General features: G+C 73.4%; 15 protein-coding genes. 8 read left to right on the top strand and 7 right to left on the bottom strand.

Features of this window, described 5'->3' with window-relative positions:
* Positions 1-180: 180 nt before the first annotated feature.
* The 3 genes from ACIF80_RS19950 to ACIF80_RS19940 all read right to left on the bottom strand — a co-directional run bounded on the left by ACIF80_RS19950 (position 181) and on the right by ACIF80_RS19940 (position 3,915).
* The gene (locus tag ACIF80_RS19950) at positions 181-2,454 is read right to left on the bottom strand and encodes a molybdopterin oxidoreductase family protein (RefSeq protein WP_399806269.1); all 2,274 of its coding nucleotides are present in this window, start codon (positions 2,452-2,454) and stop codon (positions 181-183) included.
* Positions 2,455-2,683: 229 nt separating this feature from the next.
* Positions 2,684-3,316, bottom strand: coding sequence for a TetR family transcriptional regulator (locus ACIF80_RS19945; RefSeq protein WP_399806268.1), 633 nt, complete (start codon positions 3,314-3,316; stop codon positions 2,684-2,686).
* Positions 3,313-3,915: a hypothetical protein gene (locus tag ACIF80_RS19940; protein WP_399806266.1), complete on the bottom strand. Its 603-nt coding sequence runs from the start codon at positions 3,913-3,915 to the stop codon at positions 3,313-3,315. Before ACIF80_RS19940 ends, ACIF80_RS19945 begins: the two co-directional genes overlap by 4 nt.
* 310 nt (positions 3,916-4,225) lie before the next feature.
* Here ACIF80_RS19940 and hmgA point away from each other — a divergent pair, with 310 nt between their 5' ends.
* The 3 genes from hmgA (at position 4,226) to ACIF80_RS19925 (ending at position 7,761) form a co-directional block, all read left to right on the top strand.
* The gene (gene hmgA / locus ACIF80_RS19935) at positions 4,226-5,584 is read left to right on the top strand and encodes a homogentisate 1,2-dioxygenase (RefSeq protein ID WP_399806264.1); all 1,359 of its coding nucleotides are present in this window, start codon (positions 4,226-4,228) and stop codon (positions 5,582-5,584) included.
* Between the two features lie 151 nt (positions 5,585-5,735).
* A complete protein-coding gene (locus ACIF80_RS19930) occupies positions 5,736-6,485 on the top strand; it encodes a GntR family transcriptional regulator (RefSeq protein WP_399806262.1) in 750 nt (249 codons plus the stop codon).
* A gap of 25 nt (positions 6,486-6,510) precedes the next feature.
* On the top strand, positions 6,511-7,761 hold the full coding sequence (locus ACIF80_RS19925; RefSeq protein ID WP_399806260.1) for a type ISP restriction/modification enzyme: 1,251 nt from the start codon (positions 6,511-6,513) through the stop codon (positions 7,759-7,761).
* Between the two features lie 463 nt (positions 7,762-8,224).
* On the opposite strand, the gene ACIF80_RS19920 is transcribed toward ACIF80_RS19925, so the two are convergent.
* The 3 genes from ACIF80_RS19920 to ACIF80_RS19910 form a co-directional block, all read right to left on the bottom strand.
* Positions 8,225-8,497, bottom strand: coding sequence for a hypothetical protein (locus ACIF80_RS19920; RefSeq protein ID WP_399806258.1), 273 nt, complete (start codon positions 8,495-8,497; stop codon positions 8,225-8,227).
* Positions 8,498-8,623: 126 nt separating this feature from the next.
* Complete coding sequence (locus ACIF80_RS19915; RefSeq protein WP_399806256.1) at positions 8,624-9,463, bottom strand: anti-sigma factor domain-containing protein; 840 nt, start codon at positions 9,461-9,463, stop codon at positions 8,624-8,626.
* Entirely contained in the window at positions 9,460-10,005 is a 546-nt protein-coding gene (locus ACIF80_RS19910; RefSeq protein ID WP_055630684.1) for a sigma-70 family RNA polymerase sigma factor, read from the bottom strand. Before ACIF80_RS19910 ends, ACIF80_RS19915 begins: the two co-directional genes overlap by 4 nt.
* Positions 10,006-10,262: 257 nt before the next feature.
* Between ACIF80_RS19910 and ACIF80_RS19905 the strand changes: the two genes are divergently transcribed.
* The 4 genes from ACIF80_RS19905 to ACIF80_RS19890 all read left to right on the top strand — a co-directional run bounded on the left by ACIF80_RS19905 (position 10,263) and on the right by ACIF80_RS19890 (position 17,080).
* Positions 10,263-11,795, top strand: a complete 1,533-nt coding sequence (locus tag ACIF80_RS19905) for a DUF4331 domain-containing protein (RefSeq protein ID WP_399806254.1) — start codon at positions 10,263-10,265, stop codon at positions 11,793-11,795.
* Positions 11,796-12,002: 207 nt separating this feature from the next.
* Positions 12,003-13,688 carry a tetratricopeptide repeat protein gene (locus ACIF80_RS19900; protein WP_399806252.1) on the top strand — a complete coding sequence of 562 codons (1,686 nt, stop codon included), beginning with the start codon at positions 12,003-12,005 and terminating at the stop codon, positions 13,686-13,688.
* Positions 13,685-15,340: a sulfite exporter TauE/SafE family protein gene (locus tag ACIF80_RS19895; RefSeq protein WP_399806250.1), complete on the top strand. Its 1,656-nt coding sequence runs from the start codon at positions 13,685-13,687 to the stop codon at positions 15,338-15,340. The genes ACIF80_RS19900 and ACIF80_RS19895 overlap by 4 nt, the downstream gene beginning before the upstream one ends.
* Before the next feature lie 51 nt (positions 15,341-15,391).
* A complete protein-coding gene (locus tag ACIF80_RS19890) occupies positions 15,392-17,080 on the top strand; it encodes a protein kinase (RefSeq protein ID WP_399806248.1) in 1,689 nt (562 codons plus the stop codon).
* Positions 17,081-17,130: 50 nt separating this feature from the next.
* Here ACIF80_RS19890 and ACIF80_RS19885 read toward each other — a convergent pair whose 3' ends face one another.
* Positions 17,131-17,937 carry an SGNH/GDSL hydrolase family protein gene (locus ACIF80_RS19885; protein WP_399806246.1) on the bottom strand — a complete coding sequence of 269 codons (807 nt, stop codon included), beginning with the start codon at positions 17,935-17,937 and terminating at the stop codon, positions 17,131-17,133.
* An 869-nt stretch (positions 17,938-18,806) separates the two neighbouring features.
* On the opposite strand from ACIF80_RS19885, the gene ACIF80_RS19880 reads away from it, so the two are divergent.
* Complete coding sequence (locus ACIF80_RS19880; protein ID WP_399806245.1) at positions 18,807-19,628, top strand: glycosyltransferase family 2 protein; 822 nt, start codon at positions 18,807-18,809, stop codon at positions 19,626-19,628.
* Positions 19,629-19,684 lie beyond the last annotated feature (56 nt).

Here is a 19,684-nt window from a genome sequence, read left to right as displayed (position 1 = left end):
GTACCGGCCCACTCCACACAGGCCCGCCCCGTTCCGGTCCGCCCCGTTCCGGTCCGCCCCGGTGGAGGCGGCGACCCGGCCAAGGCGGTCGCGGGCCGGGCGGAGGGCGACGGCAGGCGCGGAACACCGGGCCGCGGCCCTGCTCGGGTCAGCGCGGTGACAGCGCGGTGCCCCTTTCGGTCACGTGACCGGTCCTGGCACCGTCCCGGGTGCCGCCTCGGGCACGGCCCCGGGCGCGATCTCGACGGGCACCCCGTTGAGCACGGCATTGCCCGACAGCGGGTCGAGGAGGCTGCCGTCGAGCAGTTGGTTGACGTTGACGCCGGGGTCGGCCGCCGCGTGCCGCAGCCGGGTGCCGGGCCGGTCGTGGCCCCAGCCGTGCGGCAGGCTCACCACGCCCCGGCGCAACCCGTCGGTCACTTCGGCGGGCACGGTCACCTCTCCCCCGGCGCCCCGGACGCGTACCGGCTGTCCGTCCCGGACGCCGAGGCGGTCGGCGTCGTCGGGGTGGATCTGCAGGGTGCACCGGTTGGTGCCACCGGTGAGGGCGGGCACGTTGTGCATCCAGCTGTTGTTGGAGCGCAGATGGCGGCGGCCGACCAGGACGAAGCCGTCGGGGCGTTCGTCGAGGGCGGCGCGCAACCGGGGGAGGTCGGCGGCGATCGGTTCCGGCAGGAGTTCCACCTGCCCGCTGCGGGTCTTCAGGGGCTGCGGGAGGCGGGGGCTCAGGGGCCCGAGGTCGATGCCGTGCGGGTGGGCGAGCAGCCGGTCGAGGGTGAGGCCGTCCGGGACGGCGCCGAAGCCGTCACCGTAGGGGCCGAGGCGGAGCATCATGTCCAGCCGCCGCTCGGGGCCGTCGTGGCCGGTGAGCAGCCCCGCGAGTTCCTCCGGGTCACGGCCGTGCACCGGGGAGTGCGGGTCGTTCACCGCCCTGCCGAGGGTCTGGTCGATGACCAGCCGGTCGACGGCCGCCGGGTCGGCGCCGTGCCGGCCGGTGGCGGCGAGGACGAGCCGGGCCAGGATCTCGGTCTCCGGCATGCGGCCGGGCTCCGGCGGGAGGGCGGGGCGGGTGTAGCGGACCTGGTTGCGTACGGCGAGGGTGTTGAAGGCGAAGTCGTGGTGCGGGCTCTGCGCGGGCGGGGGCGGCGGCAGGACGACGTGGGCGTGGCGCGAGGTCTCGTTGAGGTACGGGTCGACGCTGACCATGAAGTCGAGGGAGCCGAGGGCCTTGTCGAGGCGGTCGCCGTCGGGCGCGGACAGGACCGGGTTGGCGGCGACGGCGATGAGGACGCGCAGCGGTTCCCCCGCGTCGGTGGCGGTGTCGATCTCCTCGGCGAGGGCGGAGAGCGGCAGTTCGCCCTTGGCCTCGGGGTGCCGGCTCACCCGGGAGTGCCAGCGTCCGAGGGCGAAGCCGCGGCCGGGTCCGGCAGGACGCGGGGTCCTGTCGGTGGCGGCACGGGGGAAGAGGGCGCCGCCGGGCCGGTCGAGGTTGCCGGTGAGGATGTTGAGGACGTCGACGAGCCAGCTGGCCAGGGTGCCGTGCGGGACGGTGCAGCTGCCGATGCGGCCGTAGACGGCGGCGGTGGGGGCGGCGGCGAGTTCGCGGGCGAGGGCGCGGATGGTGTCCGCGTCGACGTCGCAGGCGGGGGCGACGGCCTCGGGGGTGAAGTCCTTCACGGCGTCGGCGAGTTCGGCGACGCCTTGCACATGGGGAGCGCAGTCCCCCAGGTCGACGAGGTGCTCTTCGACGAGCACGGACGCCATCGCCGCGAGCAGCAGGGCGTCGGTGCCGGGCCGGACGGCGATGTGCCGGTCGGCGAGGCGGGCGGTGCGGGTGCGGCGCGGGTCGACGACGGTGAGGGTGCCGCCACGGGCCCTGAGCGCCCTGAGGCGGCCGGGGAAGTCGGGTGCCGTGCACAGGCTCCCGTTGGATTCCAGGGGGTTGGCGCCGATGAGCAGCAGGTGGTCGGTGCGGTCGAGGTCGGGTACGGGGATCGCGTTGGCGTCGCCGAAGAGGAGTCCGCTGGACACGTGCTTGGGCATCTGGTCGACGGTGGAGGCGGTGAAGAGGCTGCGGGTGCCGAGCCCGGCGATCAGGAGGGGCGGGTAGAGGGCACCGGCCACGGTGTGCACGTTGGGGTTGCCGAGGACGACCCCGACGGCGTGCGGGCCGTACCGTTCGACGACGGGCCGGATGCCGGCGGCGACCGCGTCGAAGGCCTCCTCCCAACTGGCCTCCCGCAACTCGCCGTCGACCCGGACGAGCGGGCCGCGCAGCCGGTCCGGGTCGGCGTCGACGGCGGGGAAGGCGGCGCCCTTGGGGCAGATGAACCCCTTGCTGAAGACGTCGTCACGGTCGCCCCGGGCGCCGGTGACCCTGCCCTCGTCGAGGGTGAGCGTCAGGCCGCAGGTGGCCTCGCACAGAGGGCAGATACGAAGAGCGGTGCGGGACATGGAACCTCCCGGGTACGGGGGCGGTGGCGCACGGACAGGCGGGCGGACGGGCAGGCGCAGGGCCGGCCGCACGGGGCGGCCGGCGAACCGAGCATACCGACCGGTATGCATGTGTGGGAGCCCCGTGCCGGTTCGTTCTCGGTCGAACAGCGGGGGCCCGTTGCGGGTGCCGGCGGCCGGTTCGCCGCCCGGCCCCGCGGCGAGAGCCGTGCAGGCGCCGGTTTCCGGATCAGTCCAGTACGCGTGCCAGATAGGCACGCAGCATCTCCCGCAGTTCGGCGATGATCTCCTCGTCGCCCTCGGGCGCTGTCCGGAAGGCGAGGTGGACGAGGGCGTCCGCGGTTTCGACGGCGATGAGGAAGCCCCGGCGCAGTTCCTCGTCCGGTTCGCGGTCCAGGTGGCGGGAGAGCAGGTGGGTGAGGTGGTCGGCGACGCGGTGGTTGGGTTCGGTCCGGCGGGTGCCGACGGGGATCTGGTTGCCGAAGTCGACCAGGGAGAAGCCGGGCGCGGTGCGTTTCATGTCCAGGTACTCGTCGAGCACGACGTCCATGGCCTGCCGCCAGCCCGGGGCGCCGGGGGCCGTCTTCAGGCGGTCGGTGACCTGCCGGGTGAAGCGCTCCAGGTTGCGCTGGGCCAGCGCGTCGGCCATCTCGCGCTTGTTGCCGAAGAAGCGGTAGACGGAGCCGATGGGCACACCGGCGCGCTGCGCGACGGCGCGGGTGCTCAGGGCGTCGTAGCCGACCTCGTCGAGGAGCGCGGCGCAGGCGTCCAGGATTCTGGCCAGCCGTTCGGTGCTGCGGCGCTGCACGGGCGCGCGGCGGAGGGAGGTCGCGGGGGGCACGGACACGGGCACGGGCTTCATCCTGCCCTTCGGTCCCCGTCGGGTGAACCCCGGCCCCCGGCTGCGGAGCCGGGGCCCGCCGCCCCTCGCTCCGTCGCGGTCGGAGCCGTGGTGGGACTCGGTTCCGAGACCGTGATGTCGGCCGTGCTCTCCACCGGCTCTCCGCCCACGGCCCACACCGAGTCGTCGTCCGCGTAGAGGCGGACGGTGACCTGGTGCGTGCCGCGCCGGACGGTGTGCGGGGAGAGGTGGTGGCCGGGCTCGCGCAGCAGGGCGACGAGCCGGTCGTTCACGTAGAGGTGCGCGAGGCCGCGGCCGGGCACCGCCCGGTTGGCGGTGCCGTCCGGCGAGAAGCGGAAGTTGCGCACGCGCAGCCGTACGTCCCAGCCGCCGTCGGCGTCGGGCGTGACCTCCACGCCGACCTCGGGGGCGCCCTCCTCGTCCACCTCGCGGTAGGGCCGGCCCTCGTCGTCCCGCTCCTCCAGGAGCTTGCCCACCGGCGACGGCGACCCGGCGCCCTGTTCCTGTTCCCGGGCAGCACCCGAGCCGCAGCCCGCGGATCCGGCCAGCAGTACGCCGCACACCGCGAGCGCGGTGATCACCCTCCCCGTCCACGCCATGCGGGGGAGCTTAGAACAGGCGTCCGGTCGCACGGATCCCCCTGGAGTCGGGTTCCGCGTCCTCCGTCGAGAGGAGGGCGGGGGTACTACGGGAGGAGGGCGACAGCCGGGGCGGGGGCGGGCGGGCGCGCCGGGACCGGGCGGGCACGGGACCGGGGTGGGGCCGGAGTGTGGCCGGAGTGTGGCGAGCGGCATTCGGAGGGGCAGAGACCGCCGCGCTGCACGAAGCGATGTCGCGTGGCCCTCTTGCGCCGGGGAAAACGCAATCCTACGGTGATGCATAGGAATCGCACGCAAGGGAGCAGCGAAGATGAGCGATGGGGGCACCGCCCGCGCGAGCGCATTCGAGCGTGAGGGAGCGCGCAAGGCCGCCGAGGGACTCGGCCACCTCTCCGGTTTCGGCAACGAGCACAGCTCCGAGGCGGTCCCGGGCGCCCTGCCCGAGGGCCGCAACTCGCCGCAGCGCGCGCCGCTCGGGCTGTACGCGGAACAGCTGAGCGGTACGGCGTTCACCGAGCCGCGGGCCCACAACCGCCGTTCGTGGCTGTACCGGATCCGCCCGTCGGCCGCGCACCCGGCGTTCACCCGCACGGGCAACGGGGCGATCCGCAGCGCGCCCTTCAACCAGACGGTGCCCGACCCCAACCGCCTGCGGTGGAGCCCGCTGCCCGCACCGGCCGAGGGCACGGACTTCCTGGCCGGCCTGTGGACGCTGGGCGGCAACGGCGACGTCACCCAGCGCGCCGGCATGGCCGTGCACCTCTACCACGCCAACGCGTCGATGGACCGGGTGTTCAGTGATGCCGACGGTGAACTGCTGATCGTCCCGGAGGAGGGCGGGCTGGTACTGCGGACCGAGTTCGGGCTGCTGCATGTGGAGCCGGGACACATCGCGCTGATTCCCCGTGGGGTGCGCTTCCGTGTGGAGCTTCTGGACGATGTGGCCCGCGGCTATGTGTGCGAGAACTACGGCGCCGCCTTCCGGCTTCCCGACCTCGGCCCCATCGGCGCCAACGGCCTGGCGAACGCACGGGACTTCCGGGCGCCCGTCGCCGCGTACGAGGACGTCGAGGGGCCGGTGGAGGTGGTGAACAAGTTCTGCGGCAACCTCTGGTCGGCCACCTACGACCACTCCCCGCTGGATGTCGTCGCCTGGCACGGAAATCTCGTGCCGTACGCCTACGACCTGCGCCGTTTCAATGTGATGGGCACCATCTCGTACGACCATCCGGACCCGTCGATCTTCACCGTGCTGACGGCGCCGAGCGACACGCCGGGGCTGGCGGGGGTGGACTTCGTGGTGTTCGCGCCGCGCTGGCTGGTGGGCGAGGACACCTTCCGGCCGCCGTACTTCCACCGGAACGTGATGAGCGAGTACATGGGTCTGATCGAGGGTGCCTACGACGCGAAGGCGGAGGGGTTCGTGCCGGGCGGCGGCTCGCTGCACAACATGATGTCGGCGCACGGGCCGGACCGGGAGACGTTCGAGAAGGCGAGCGCCGCCGAGCTGCGCCCGCAGAAGATCGACGACGGTCTCGCGTTCATGTTCGAAACGCGCTGGCCGGTGTCCCTGACGCCGCAGGCGGCCCGCGCGGAGCATCTGCAGCAGCGCTACGACGATGTGTGGCAGGGGCTCGAGCGTCACTTCCGCACGATGCAGTGCGAGTGATCCGAGTGATCCGGGTGATCCGGGTGATCCGGGTGATCCGAGGGGGACCGGGGCCCGGGGGCTCCGGTTCGGCTCCGGATGCCCCAGCCGCTGTCGACGCGCCCCTGCACCTCGCATTGCACTGAACGTTCCCGACCGGTACGGATAGCCCGTGACCTCCTTCGCGCCGGATTCGATCATCCTGAACCGCAAGTTGCCGCTCTGGTACCAGGTGTCGCAGTCGCTGCGTGCCTCGATCCTCGGCCGCTCGCCCCGGGACCCGCTGCGCCTGCCCACCGAGGAACAGCTGGCGGGGCACTACGGAGTGAGTGTGCTGACCATGCGGCAGGCACTGAAGGAACTGGAGGACGAAGGGCTGATCAGCCGGCACCGCCGGCGCGGCACGTTCATCGAGCCCGGTGCCCTCCGGGGCGCCCCGGTACGGCTGCTGGGGTCGGTGGACGCGATCGTGGCCCAGCAGTCCGGCATGACGACCGAACTGCTGGAGCACGGCACCGCGCCGGTGCCGGCCGAACTCGCCGAGTACTTCCCCGGACTGACGGAGACTGCTGCCTACCACCGGCTGCGCAGCGACGAGAAGACCGGCGAGCCGACCAACCACGCCCGCAACTACGTCCGTCCGGAGCTCGCCGGCCGGATCGACCTGGAGGATCTGCGACGCTGGCCGATGACCAAGGTGCTGCGGGACGTCGTCGGGGTGGAGATCGGCCGCATCACGGACACCGTGGAGGCGCGGCTCGCGGACCCGGAGACGGCCCGACTGCTCCGGGTTCCGCTGCTCAGCCCGATCCTGCACTACACCGGCATCACCTACGACACCGGCGGCGACCCCCTGGACGTGGCCGTGATCAACTACCGGGGCGACCGCTTCTCCTTCACCGTGACCCTGGAAGCCACCTGATCCCGCCCGCCCGTCAGGTCGTACGATGCCCAGCGTGACGCATGACGACGCTCCGCTGCTGGCGGACCTCATGCCGTGGTCCGTCGCACCGCCACGGCTCGGCCGGGGATGGCCGGCGGCACCCGATCCTGCGGCGCTGAAGGCCCGTTGGAACGCCCTGATGAAGGCCGCGGGACCGGACAGGGAGGCCCTGTTGCAGCCGACCCGCTCACGGACCGGGCACACGGCGGTCGGGCGGCTTCCGGGCCGGTCGGGCGGCACGGAGCGGCTGGCACGCGCCTCGGGTCCGTGCCCGGAGCCGGTCCGCGTGCTGCGCTCCCCCTTCGACGAGCAGTGGTTGATTCCCGACCAGCGGCTGATCGACGCGGCCCGCCCCGAGCTGTGGCGGGTGGCGGACGAGCGGCAGATCTTCCTCGTCGAGACCGGGACCGCCACGGGACGCGGGGCACGCGCGCGGGGCGAGCGCGCCCGGGGCGGTGCTGCCGGCACCGACGACGCCGGTGACGCCACCGGCCCTCGGCTCCTCGCCACCTCCCTGCTGCCGGTGCTCCGTCCCGGCCGGATCCGCCCGTTGTACCGCCGGCCCGGCGGCGCGGAGCCGAACCTCGCCCCGGGCCTGCCCGAGCACCTCACGGCACGCCTCGGCCGGGAGGTGCCGGCCCTCGACGCGCTCGCCTGGGTGATGGCCGTGGTGCGGCCCGGCCCCGGAGGGCTCGTGGTGCCGCTCACCGGGGACGCCGGCACGTGGGACACGGGTGTGGAGGTGGGGCGCCGGATGCTGTGGCTGATGCGGCGCGACGGGGAGCGCCCCCGGCTCCCGGGCGGACGCCGCCCCTACGTCCGCGCCCCGCTCCCGTCCCGCCCGCCGGCCGTCCGGTACGACCGCGACGAGGAGGCCCTGTTCTTCGACGAGGGCCGCGTCTCGCCGGTGCCGCCGGCGGCCTGGGACTACGAGGTGGCCGGGGTCCCGGTGCTGGAGCAGTGGTGCGCGGCCCGCACGGAGGAGGCCGAGCCGGGGACGCTGGAGGCGATCCGTCCGGCCGGCTGGCCGCAGACCTGGACGTCGGAGCTCCTGGAGCTGATCACGGTCCTCACCCTGCTCGCCGAACTCCGCCCGCGGCAGGCCGCGTTGACGGTCCGTGCGACGGTCGATCCGATCACTCCGGCGGAGTTGCGCCGGGCGGGCGTGCTCCCCGTACCACGGTCGGCGCACGGGCCCGCCTCGGTCCTGGACGCGCACGAGGAGGGGCCGGAGGGTCAGCTCGCGCTGATCTGACACGGCACACCGCAGATCCGGACCGGACCCGCTCCCCACCGGTTCCCGCCGGTTCCGGCCCGCCGGCCCTCGTCGGTGACCGGTGCCGAAGCCGTCGAGCACCCGTCCGAGGTTCCGCTCGACGCGGGAGGCCGTGGGGTGCGCACGCCGCACGGGCGCTCCGTGGGGCTCACGAGCGCGGGCCGGGGCGGACGGGAGCGAGTGCCGGGGAACGGCAGGGTCCGGGGACGGGACGGCAGAAGTCCGCACGCCCCCGGATCACTGTCGGGTGGATCGGGGGCGCCGGGAGGAACGTGACCGGAGACGAGGTACCGAGAGAGGTGCCGGAGGAGGACGACGTGCCTGTGCCGGAGCGCACCGCTGGGCGGCGCCGCGCGTCGTGGGGTGACGGGCGGCGCGTACGCGGTGCGCCACCACGCCGGGACGGTGGGCCCGTCCGGACGCGGGACTACCGGACGCGGGACTAGCGGCTGCCGAAGAGCGAGCGGCGCAGCCGGCGCAGCGGGGCGAAGAGCGAGACGCGGCTCGTCCGCGCCCGTGAGCCCTTGGCTCCGCGGTCGTGCCTGTCACGCGCTGTCAGTTCGCGCATCAGCGATGTCGCCTCGGCCGCCTCCCGCTGCGGGACGGCGGGTCCCGCCAGCACCGAGAGGTGGCGGTCCAGGCGCGTACTGGTCGCACTGCTCCCGCAGGTGATCGCAGGGACCCTGGCCCTGCTGCGCACCGTTATCTGATCCATGTCACTCCCCACCCGTACGAGTCCGCCCGGCCCGGGCAGGTTAACCCTATCGCCCCGTCCGGGCACTCGCGTATCTCGGTCGCAGGATTCACCTTCCCCGTAAGGAGGTTGACGAACACTCGATGATTACTCTCCGAATCCAACCCCTTTCAGGGCGAGTTGGACGACCGGCTGGGTTGTGGGCTGCGGAGACCCTCCGCCCGGCTCGACGGTTACGGCGAGTGACGTCGCGGAGATGTCGAGGTCGGAGGCGACGAGGGGCGCGTCGCTCTCGAAGAGCCCGAGGGAGCGCGGTTGTGCGCCGGGGCGCATGAGCCAGAGCTGACGCACACGTCCGTTCGGCGGGTTGTCGTATCCGCCGAGGGTGACGACGGCACTCCGTTCCGAAGCGGAGGCGATCACTCCGATCGTGCCGCCCCGCGCGTCGCGGCCGCTGCTCGCGCGGGCGTCGGGGGCGGCGAGAACGTGGGCGATCTCACGTGCGCGGTCCCGTTCGGCGGTCAGTTGGTCCTGGGTCCGGTTCGCCTGGACGGCGAACAGGGCGGCGACGACGAGGGCGGCGGCGGCGGTGGCCGTCGCGAAGGGCACGAACAGCGGCATCCGGCGCCGCCCGCCGGTCTCCGGTACGGGCCCGGTCCCCCATACGTGGGGCGGGAGTTGCGGTGCACGTGCGCCCCTCTGCTCCTGGGGCCCGGGGGCGGGGGCGGGGTCCTGTGGGGTGGTCCGTACGGCGGCCATGACCCGGTCGCGCAGGGCGGGTGGCGCGGGGGCGGCCGTGGACCAGGCGAGGCGGACGGCGTCCTCGGCGAGGACGCGCACCTCGGCGGCGCAGCGGCGGCAGGCCGTCAGATGCCTCTCGAAACGGATGCGTTCGGCGGGTTCGAGTGCGTCGAGTGCGTAGGGGGCGGCCAGCGAGTGGAGGTCTCCGCGGCCCCCGCGGCCCGACAGCCGGTCCAGGAAGCTCATGCGGCACCTCCCAGGCAGTGGCGCAGTCGGGTCAGGCCGTCACGCATGCGTGTCTTGACCGTACCGAGCGGCAGGGAGAGCCGCTCGGCCACTTCGCGGTAGGTGTAGCCGTCGTAGTAGGCGAGGGTGACCGACTGCCGCTGCAGGGCGGTGAGCCGGTCCAGGCAGCGGCGCACCCACTCGCGTTCGAGGCCGGCCTCGACCTCCTCGGCGACCTGGTCGAACGCGGGCTCGCTGCCGCGCCGGGCGGCTTCGCGCTGCTCGCGCTCGCCCGCCGCGCGGGCGCTGCGCACCCGGTCGACGGCCCGGCGGTGGGCGAGGGTGAGCACCCAGGACAGGGCACTGCCCCGCTCGGGGTCGAACCGGGCGGCGGAGCGCCAGAGTTCGAGCAGCACCTCCTGTACGACCTCCTCCGACTGGGCGGGATCGCGCACCACTCTTCGCACCAGTCCGTAGACCGGCCCGGACACCAGTCCGTACAGCGCCTCGAATGCCTTCTGGTCGCCCCCTGCCACCCGCACCAGAAGCTCGTCCGCCTCCAACGCGCACCCCCCCTCTCCCGGCCCCTTCGGGCCACCCGGTCACCCGGTCACCCGAGGCATGCGCAGCGAGCACGCCTCCGGATGGGAATTACGGATCAGCGGGCCGAAAACGCGGGTCGAACAGCGAGAAATGCTACGGGTGTTCAGCCGCGGAGGAGGGCGGACCCGTCGGAACGTTTTCGCCTCCCGACCAATCCGGTCCGGGCAGGGCTCCGAATCCCGGTGCGTCAGGCAAGTTGGCACTGAGGACGGACGGCATGACACCTAACTCCAGGACCGGCGCGGGACGCAGGAGCCTCGCGACCCTGATCTGTGGCGCGCTGGCCGCCGGTGGGCTCGCCGCCGCCGGCACGGCAGCGCTGGAACCGGGGGCGGCCTCCGCCTCCAGCCACCGGGAGGCCCCGCTGATCTCGGGCACTCCGCAGTACGACAACACCGACCTGTACGCGTTCGTCAGCCCCGACAAGCCGGACACGACGACGATCATCGCGAACTGGATCCCGTTCGAGGAGCCGGCCGGCGGACCGAACTTCTTCACGTTCGCCGAGGACGCGCAGTACGACATCCACATCGACACCAACGGCGACGCGCAGGGCGAGCTGCTGTTCCGCTACACCTTCAGGACCCATACGAAGAACGAGAAGACGTTCCTCTACAACACGGGCCCGGTCACCGGCCTGGACGACCCGGACCTCAACATCACGCAGACCTACGACATCGAGCTGCTCAAGCTGAAGGACCAGCACCTGGTGTCCCGTACGAAGATCGCGGACGACGTCCCGGTGGCGCCGTCGAACGTCGGCAAGGCGTCCATGCCGGACTACGACACGCTCCGCAAGCAGGCCGTGCACGAGCTGGCGGGCGGCGCGACGACGTTCGCCGGGCAGGCCGACGACCCGTTCTTCCTGGACCTGCGCGTCTTCGACCTGCTGTACGGCGGGAACCTCTCCGAGGTCGGCAACGACACCCTCAAGGGGTACAACGTCAACTCGCTGGCCCTCCAGGTGCCGACGGACATGATCGCCGAGGCGGCGGACCAGCCGGTCGTCGGCATCTGGTCCACGACCCAGCGCAAGAACGCCAAGGGGCAGTTCACCCAGGTGTCGCGACTGGGCAATCCACTGGTGAACGAGGTCGTCAACCCGCTGAAGGACAAGGACACGTTCAACGCGTCCGCGCCGTGGGACGACGCTCAGTTCCTCGAGAACGTCACCCACCCCGAGCTTCCGAAGCTCATCGAGGCGATCTACAAGATCGAGGCACCCGCCGAGCCGCGCGACGACCTCGTCGACGTCTTCCTCAAGGGCGTCGAAGGACTCAACCAGCCACCGCACGTGACGCCGTCGGAGATGCTGCGCCTCAACACGTCGATCGAGCCGGCGGCCGAACCGAAGCGGCTCGGTGTGCTGGACGGCGACAACGCGGGCTTCCCCAACGGGCGCCGGCTGACGGACGACGTGATCGACGCGGCGCTCCAGGTCGTCGAGGGCGAGCTGGTCGGCGCGGCGAACGACCTCGGTGACGCGGTCGACGCCAACGACAAGGAGTTCGGCGCCTCGTTCCCGTACCTGGCCAACCCGACGGAGGGGTCGCGCGGTCCGCTCGCCGAGGGCGTGGACAGCGGCAACGACGTGCGCAACCAGCTCGGTGACGCGCTGCGGCCGGCCGGGGCCGGGGGCTCCGACGACACCACCCTGATCGCCGCGTCCGCGGGGGCGGGAGCCTTCGGGATCCTGCTGATCGGCGGGGCCCTGATGTGGTGGCGCAGGATGCGCGGCCGGGCGTACTGAGCCACCGCGCCCACCGGGGCGGGGCGGGGCCCGGGGCTCAGGGCTCCGGCTCTTCCCTCCCCCACCGGCAGGCGGGCCTTCCGGCCCGCCCCAGTGACAGGCGCGGCCCGTCCCCTCCATCCCCCGCGGCACGGGCCGCGCCGCCGATCCCCCGCACCCCGCGGGCGAGCGGCAAGCGGACAAGTCAGCAAGCAACCGAGGAGAGGCATGTCTCCGCGTACGAACGACCACGCCCCGGAGAGCGGCCGGGACACCGGGCCGGCGGAGCCCACGGGGCTGTCCGGGCCCGCCGCGCCCACGGGGCCCGCGGCACCGCCGGGGACCACGGACGCGCGGCCGGACACCGGCGGCCCGGCCGACGCCCGCACCGGCACCGGGTCCGGGGCCACCCGCACCGAGCCCGGGACAAGGGCCGGGACCGGAACCGGGCCCCGGGCCGAGACCGCCGAGGCCCCCGCCCTCCCTGAGTCCGGGACCGAGGCAGCCGGGCCCGGCCCAAAAGCCTCCCCATCCGGCGTGCGCATGGCCGCTCTGCGCCGGTTCTCCGCCGCCGCGCGCCGCTCGCGCGGGGCACATCTCACCGTGTGCGCCGCATTGTTGGCGGTGGCGATGACCGCCGGAGCGGTCGCCGCCGGCGGCCGGGACGGAGCACGGACCGGCACCGATGCCGCTCCCGCGGCCGGGGTGCTCGCGGCCGGGGTGCTCGCCGGGGGCGACCTGGACGCGGGGATCCGTGCCCTGCAGTCCCATCTCCGCGCCCAGCCGCGGGACGCCGGTGGCTGGGCAAGCCTGGGGCTCGCCTACGTCGAGCAGGCGCGGACCAAGGGGGACCCGTCGCGCTACCCGCAGGCCGAGCGGGCGTTCGACCGCTCCCTCGCGCTCGGATCCGGCCATGAGCAGGCCCTGGCCGGCCGTGCCGCCCTCGCCGCGGCCCGGCACGACTTCTCCGGCGCCCTGGAGTACGCCGACCGGGCCCTGAAGCAGAACCCCTACAGCGAGCGCGCCCTGTCCTCCCGTATCGACGCCCTCGTGGAGCTCGGCCGGTACGACGAGGCCGACGAGGCCGCCGACACCGCGGACAGCAGGCGGCCGGGGGGGCCCGTCTTCACGCGGTACGCGTACGTGCGGGAGCTGCGCGGCGACGTGCGGACCGCGCGCGCGGTGCTGGAGCGGGCCCTGGACGGCGCGTCCGCGCCCGCCGACGTGGCGTACGTGGCGACCGCACTCGGCCAACTGGCCTGGAACCAGGGCGATTACGAGACCGCGCTCACCCACTTCGCCCGTGCCCTCGCCGCCGACGAGGACCACCTCCCGGCGTTGGAGGGGCGGGCCCGCGCCCAGGCCGCGAGCGGCGACCTCGCGGGCGCGATCGGGACGCTGGAACAGGTCGTCGTCCGCTCCCCGCTGCCCGGCCCGCTGGTCGCGCTCGGCGAGCTGTACGAGGCCCGGGGCGCCGACGGCGACCGTACGAAGGCGGCCGATCAGTACGCCCTCGTCGACGCCCACGCCGCCCTCGCCCGTGCCGGCGGGGTCAACGCCGACCTCGACACCGCGCTCGCCGCCGCCGACCACGGCGATCCCGAAACGGCCCTGCGCGCGGCCCGCGCCGAATGGGACCGCCGGCACAGTGTGCACACCGCGGACGCCCTCGCCTGGGCGCTGCACCGAAGCGGCCGCTCCGAGGAGGCGCTCCCCCACGCCCGCCGGGCGACGGCCACCGGCTACCGCAACGCCGCCTTCCTCCACCACCGCGGCATGATCGAACTCGCCGCCGGCCACGACGGCGCCGCCCGCCGGTCCCTCACGGCGGCCCTGGAACTGAACCCCGGCTTCTCCCCCCTCGGCGCCCGCGAGGCCCGTGCCGCCCTCGAGGACCTGGAGGCGGCACGGTGAACCTCCGTCGCTCCCCGGCCGGCGGCACCGGCCGCCGTCTCGCCACCTGCGCCGCCGTCCTCGCCGCCGCCTGCGCGCTCACGCTGGTCCCGGTGACGGCGGCGAGCGCGCATCCGCTCGGCAACTTCACCGTCAACCGGTACGACGGCCTGGTCGCCGCGCCGGGCGAGCTCCGCGTCCACCATGTCGAGGACCTCGCCGAGATCCCGGCCACCCAGGCGAAGCCGGACGTCGAGGCGCTGGGCACGGCCGAGTGGGCGCGTCGGCGGTGCGCCGGTGCCGCCCGCGACAGCGAGGTCCGGGTGGACGGGCGTACGGTCCCGGTCACCGTGCGGAGCAGCCGCGCGCGCGTGCATCCCGGTCAGGCCGGGCTCGACACGCTGCGCGTGGAGTGCGGGCTGACCGCTCCGCTGCCCGAGGACGGAACGGCGGACGTCTCCTTCCGCGGCGCCGGGGCGTCCTCGGGTCCCGGCTGGCGGGAGGTCACCGCCCGCGGCGACCGGATGACGCTGGCCGCGTCGGATGTGCCCGAGACGTCGCTGTCACGCGAACTGACGCGCTACCCGGAGGAGTTGCTGTCCTCACCGGCCGACACGGCGACCGCGTCCCTCCGGGTGCGCACGGGCGGGCCGGCTCTGGCGGGGAAGGAGACCGAAGCGCCCGCCGCCTCCGTACTGCCCCGCGGTGCGGACCGGTGGACCCGCGCCCTCGACGACCTCGTCGCCCGGCACGACCTCACCGCGGGGTTCGCGGCGCTCGCGCTGCTGATCGCGGTGGTCCTCGGCGCGATGCACGCGCTCGCGCCGGGTCACGGCAAGACGCTCATGGCCGCGACGGCGGCGGCCCGGGGCGGCAGGGCCCGGCTGCGGGACGTCCTGCCGATGGCCGCCTCGGTGACGGTCACCCACACCCTCGGCGTGGTGGCGCTCGGCCTGCTGGTCACGGCCGGTTCGGCCGCCACGCCCTCGGTCGTCGCGTGGCTCGGCATCGCGAGCGGCACCCTGGTCACCCTGGCGGGCGCGAGCCTCCTCCGCCGGGCCCTGCGCAACCGGAACGCCGCGCAGGGCCACCCGCACCACCACGAGCGCGACCACGGGCACGCTCATGACCACGGGCACGGGCACGACCACACGCACGGGCACGCTCATGACCACGGGCACGGGCACGACCACACGCACGGGCACGCTCATGACCACACGCACGACCACGGACACGGACACGGGCACGCCCAGGCGGACGGCGCGCACCCCCGTCCCCACACCGTCGAGCACACCCACGGCGGTCGCACCCACACCCACGCCGTCGCCCCCACGCTGCGCGGCACCATCCTGCTGGGTCTCGCCGGCGGGCTGGTGCCCAGTCCGTCCGCCGTGGTCGTGCTGGTGGGCGCCGCGGCGCTCGGGCAGGCCTGGTTCGGGCTGCTGCTCGTCGTCGCGTACGGCGTCGGACTGGCGCTCACCCTCACCGCCGCCGGGTACGCCGTGGTGAAGGCGGGCAGCGGCGTGAACCGGCTCCTGGCCCGGCGCCCGCGCTGGACCGCACGCCCGGTGGTCGCGCTGGTGCGCCGGAGCGCGCCCCTGGGATCGGCGTTCGTCGTCGTGGCCCTGGGGGCCGGATTGGTGTTCAGGGGGGCGGCATCCGCGCTGGGCTGAGCTACTTTCATGAGGAAACGGAGAATTCGCCCGGATGCGATGGGGGGCGCCATGTCCGAGGAACCGGGCAGTGAGCGGGTGATCGCGGGCCGGTACCGGCTGCTGTCACCGCTGGGCGAGGGTGGCATGGGGACCGTGTGGCGGGCCCGTGACGAGGTGCTGCACCGCGAGGTCGCCGTCAAGGAGGTCCGCGCCCCGGCCGGGCTGCCGGCGCCCGACGTCGAGCGGATGTACGCCCGGCTGGAGCGGGAGGCGTGGGCGGCCGCCCGGGTCTCCGACCGCAATGTGGTGACGGTGTACGACGTGGCGACCGAGGACGGGCGGCCGTGGATCGTCATGGAGCTGGTCCGCGGCCTGTCCCTGGCCGAGGTGCTGGACGCCGAGGGCCCGCTGGACCCGCAGCGTGCCGCGCGCGTCGGCGCGGAGGTGCTCGCCGCGCTGCGCGCCGCACACGATGCCGGGGTGCTGCACCGCGACGTGAAGCCCGCCAACGTGCTGATCGCGAACGACGGACGGATCGTGCTCACCGACTTCGGGATCGCCACGGTCGAGGGCAGCTCCGCGCTGACCATGACCGGTGAGGTGATCGGATCGCCCGAGTTCCTCGCTCCGGAGCGGGCGCTGGGCCGCACTCCCGGCCCCGAGTCCGACCTCTGGTCGCTCGGTGTGCTGCTGTACGCGGCGGTCGAGGGCAGCTCGCCCTTCCGTCAGGACACCCCGCTGAGCACCCTGCGCGCGATCGTCGACGAGGAGTTGCCGCCCCCGCGCCGGGCGGGGCCGCTGGCCCCGGTCATCGAGGGCCTGTTGCGCAAGGACCCGGCCGAGCGGCTGTCCGCGGTGCGGGCACAGCAGGACCTGCGGTTCGTCGGTGCCGGGGGCACCCCCTCCGGGGAAGGCGCACCGGACGCCGGTACAGCGCGCGCCGGCACGACGGGACCGGCCCCGTACGCCCCCACCGTGAGCACCCCCTCGTACCCGCACACGGCCCCCGCCCCTCGGTCCGCCCGGGGGACCCCGGCACCGTCCCCGTACACGTCCCCGTCCGCCGGGAACACCGCGGCCGTCCGTCCCGGGCGCAGTCGCCGGGCCGCCGCCGTCCTGGTCACGGGCGTGGCCGTGCTGGCCCTGGCGCTGGCCGGTCTGACGTACGCGCTGCTGAACCGCGGGGACGGCGCGGAGGGCCGTACGGGCGGGGCGAGTTCGTCCGCGCGGACCGGCGGTGGCAACACCGGGACCGGAAACGATGGCGGAACCGGGCGGACCGGCGGCCCCGCTCCGGCGACCTCCGAGCCCGACGGCGGGAACGGCGAGGGGGGCGGCGACGGCGGGGAGAGTCCCCCGCCGCGGCAGTCGGTGCGGGTGACGGTGAAGGGCACACACACGGAGTACTCCGGCGCCTGTCCCCCGCCGAAGGAGCAGTCGCCCTCGTTCACGGCGACGTTCACGGTGGGGCGGCTGCCCGCGGAGGTGTCCTACCGCTGGGTGGGCGAGGACGACTCGGTGGCCGACCCGGGGTGGCGGACGCTGTCGTTCCCGGAGGGCGGCGGGTACACGAAGCAGGACACGGTGATCGTGACGACGTACCTGGAGTCCGGGACGCTGGAGAACAGCATCGGGGTGGAGGTGCGGGAGCCCGTGCACACAACGTCGGACCCGGTGCCGTTCTCGGTGACGTGCGGGACGGAGACCCCGCCGGACGGGGCCTCCTCCTCTCCTGCCGGTGCGGCGGCCGCTCCCTGAGAGAGGGGCCTTGAGGGAGCCGCCCACGAGGAAGGCGGCTCCCCTGCGGATCAGGCCGCGTTGTTGAACGCCGGGAGGTAGCCGCCGGACTGGCCGGCCGCCTTCGGGTGGTAGGACTCGCCGATGTTGGTCCAGTTCACGCTGTGCAGCCAGGAGCTGCCGGAGCAGATCTCGTGGCCGGTGAACGGGGAGCGCACGTCGGCGAAGGTGAAGCCGTGGGCGTTGACGCGCTGGGCGGTGGTGCTGTTGAGGAGGTCGGACGCGTTGTTGATCGCCGCCCGCTTGGCTTCGGAGAGGCCGATGCAGGTGGCGCCGAGCTTGTAGAAGCGGGGGTAACCGAGGACGACGACCTTCGCGTTCGGGGCCCGGTCGCGGATGGCCGAGTAGACGTTGTCGAGCTTGCCGGGCAGCGTCGAGGTGACGTACGCCCGCGCGGTGGCGATCCGCGAGAGGCAGGTGCTCTCGGACTGGAGCACACAGGTCGTCATGACGTCCGCGAAGCCCGCGTCGTTGCCGCCGACGCTGATCGAGACGAGACCGGTGCCGGCGTTGAGCGGGCCGAGCTGTCCGGCCAGAACTTCATCCGTTCGAGCGCCCGAGCAGGCGGCGAAGGCGAAGGACGAGGGTGAGTTGGCCTCTTTCCAGAGGTAGGGATAGGCCTTCGTGCTCTGCTTGCAGTCGCCGCTGGAGCTGATGTAGCTGCCTGCTCCGACGCCGGAGGAGTAGGAGTCGCCGAGCGCCGCATAGCCGCCGGCGGCGGCCTGTGGGGACGCGTGCGCCGCGGCTGCCCCGGTGAGGGCGGTGGCCACGGCGAGGAGGATGGAACCGAGATAGACGGAAAGTCGGGAACGTCTCATGGAACCTCCCTTTAGCAGGATCTCTGCCGCAACCTTCATAGCAACTACGCGCGTTGACTGGAAGTGTCCATGCCAAAAACACTGACCCCTCCTCAGAACCTCCGTAACTCATTCACCACGCAACCACCAAGTCACCACCGGACGACCGCCATCGGGCCGTCATCGGACCACCACGAGGCCGCCGCCGGACCGCTGCCGCCGGCCACCGGAACATCTGTTTAATCCCGGACGAATTCAGGCCTTGGGGCCGTTCGGCCCTTGACGCCCACAACGGGCTGCGTCAGATTGAAGCCCGGCATCCGACGCTTCGGGGGGCAAAGTCGGCCATGCAGACCATCCGTACCCGCACACCTCTTCGCGTGAGCCACCACCGCACGGTCGGGGCCGCACGGCCAAAGCCACTCGGCCGGAACCAACCGACCGCCTCCGAGGCGTGGTTGCATCCGTACGCCACGGCGGCATGCTGGTGGCCGGGGAACGGCCAGAGGCGTACGTAACAGTCAAACCAACAAAAACGTGAGTCCTGGTTTCAGGTCTTGCCATACGGGCTCAATCGTCAATACCGTCATACATTGCAATACATCTCACCCGCATCGGTCCGTCAGTAAGCGGCTCCAGGGGAGGGCTCAGGACCGCGACGTACCGGCGCGGGGCGCGGTAGGGGGGTGCCGTGCTCGGTGACCGCAAGGAGTACCGGGCCGGGCCGCGCGGTCGGCCGGCGTGTGCCGCGGTCGGCCAGTTTTTCCAGCTCACCCGGCGTGCACGGGGCTTTTTCGCGTCGTGCGCGGGTGAGAACCCCCCTTTCGAACCGGACGAATAGCCGGGCCGCCCAGGGGCGGGCGGCCCACCGGACGAGAGGGACCAGACTCATGAGTTCCGTTCTGCAGCCGGCGACCGCGGACCAGAATCCGCCGGCCACCGGAAAGTACCGGCCCGTCTCCTCGCACCTGGCCATCGCACCGCCGGTGAGCGTGGTGATACCGGCCATGAACGAGGCGGAGAACCTGCCGTACGTCTTCAAGACGCTTCCCCACTGGGTCCACGAAGTGGTCCTGGTCGACGGCAACTCCACCGACAACACCGTCCAAGTGGCCCGGGAGTTGTGGCCTGACGTCAAGGTCGTCGAACAGCGCGGCAAGGGCAAGGGGGACGCCCTGAACACCGGGTTCCAGGCCTGCACCGGCGACATCATCGTGATGGTCGACGCGGACGGCTCGGCGGACGGCAACGAGATCGTGTCGTACGTCTCCGCCCTCGTCTCGGGCGCGGACTTCGCCAAGGGGTCCCGCTTCGCCAACGGCGGCGGCACCGACGACATGACCTTCATCCGCAAGCTCGGCAACCGGGTCCTGTGCGGTGTCGTCAACCGCAAGTTCGGCGCCCGCTACACCGATCTCTGCTACGGCTACAACGCGTTCTGGCGGCACTGCCTGGACAAGATCGACCTCGACTGCACCGGCTTCGAGGTCGAGACCCTGATGAACATCCGGGTCGTCAAGGCCGGGCTGAGAGTGCAGGAGATACCGAGCCACGAGTACCTGCGCATCCACGGCGCGAGCAATCTGCGGGCCGTGCGGGACGGGTTCCGCGTCCTCGGGGTGATCCTCGGGGAGCGCTCCAACCGGCGTGCGCTGCGCCGCCGCCCGCACCACTCCCCGCTGCTCGACACGGTCCGGGGGAAGGTGTCTTGAGCGAGCCCGGCACCACGGGTGCTCCGGGCGGGCCGGACGTGTCCGGCCCGCCCGGC

It is taken from the genome of Streptomyces sp. NPDC085927 (genome assembly GCF_044540975.1).
In the GTDB taxonomy this organism is placed as follows: domain Bacteria; phylum Actinomycetota; class Actinomycetes; order Streptomycetales; family Streptomycetaceae; genus Streptomyces; species Streptomyces hirsutus.
This window is presented reverse-complemented; position numbering and strand designations above follow the sequence as displayed.

What these genes read in the sequence shown, in the direction of transcription:
- ACIF80_RS19950 (WP_399806269.1), bottom strand. Translation starts at nt 2,454, where the DNA reads ATGTCCCGCACCGCTCTTCGTATCTGCCCTCTGTGCGAGGCCACCTGC.
- hmgA (WP_399806264.1), top strand. Translation starts at nt 4,226, where the DNA reads ATGAGCGATGGGGGCACCGCCCGCGCGAGCGCATTCGAGCGTGAGGGA.
- ACIF80_RS19885 (WP_399806246.1), bottom strand. Translation starts at nt 17,937, where the DNA reads ATGAGACGTTCCCGACTTTCCGTCTATCTCGGTTCCATCCTCCTCGCC.
- ACIF80_RS19940 (WP_399806266.1), bottom strand. Translation starts at nt 3,915, where the DNA reads ATGGCGTGGACGGGGAGGGTGATCACCGCGCTCGCGGTGTGCGGCGTA.
- ACIF80_RS19945 (WP_399806268.1), bottom strand. Translation starts at nt 3,316, where the DNA reads ATGAAGCCCGTGCCCGTGTCCGTGCCCCCCGCGACCTCCCTCCGCCGC.
- ACIF80_RS19880 (WP_399806245.1), top strand. Translation starts at nt 18,807, where the DNA reads ATGAGTTCCGTTCTGCAGCCGGCGACCGCGGACCAGAATCCGCCGGCC.
- ACIF80_RS19925 (WP_399806260.1), top strand. Translation starts at nt 6,511, where the DNA reads ATGCCCAGCGTGACGCATGACGACGCTCCGCTGCTGGCGGACCTCATG.
- ACIF80_RS19905 (WP_399806254.1), top strand. Translation starts at nt 10,263, where the DNA reads ATGACACCTAACTCCAGGACCGGCGCGGGACGCAGGAGCCTCGCGACC.
- ACIF80_RS19920 (WP_399806258.1), bottom strand. Translation starts at nt 8,497, where the DNA reads ATGGATCAGATAACGGTGCGCAGCAGGGCCAGGGTCCCTGCGATCACC.
- ACIF80_RS19915 (WP_399806256.1), bottom strand. Translation starts at nt 9,463, where the DNA reads ATGAGCTTCCTGGACCGGCTGTCGGGCCGCGGGGGCCGCGGAGACCTC.
- ACIF80_RS19890 (WP_399806248.1), top strand. Translation starts at nt 15,392, where the DNA reads ATGTCCGAGGAACCGGGCAGTGAGCGGGTGATCGCGGGCCGGTACCGG.
- ACIF80_RS19900 (WP_399806252.1), top strand. Translation starts at nt 12,003, where the DNA reads ATGTCTCCGCGTACGAACGACCACGCCCCGGAGAGCGGCCGGGACACC.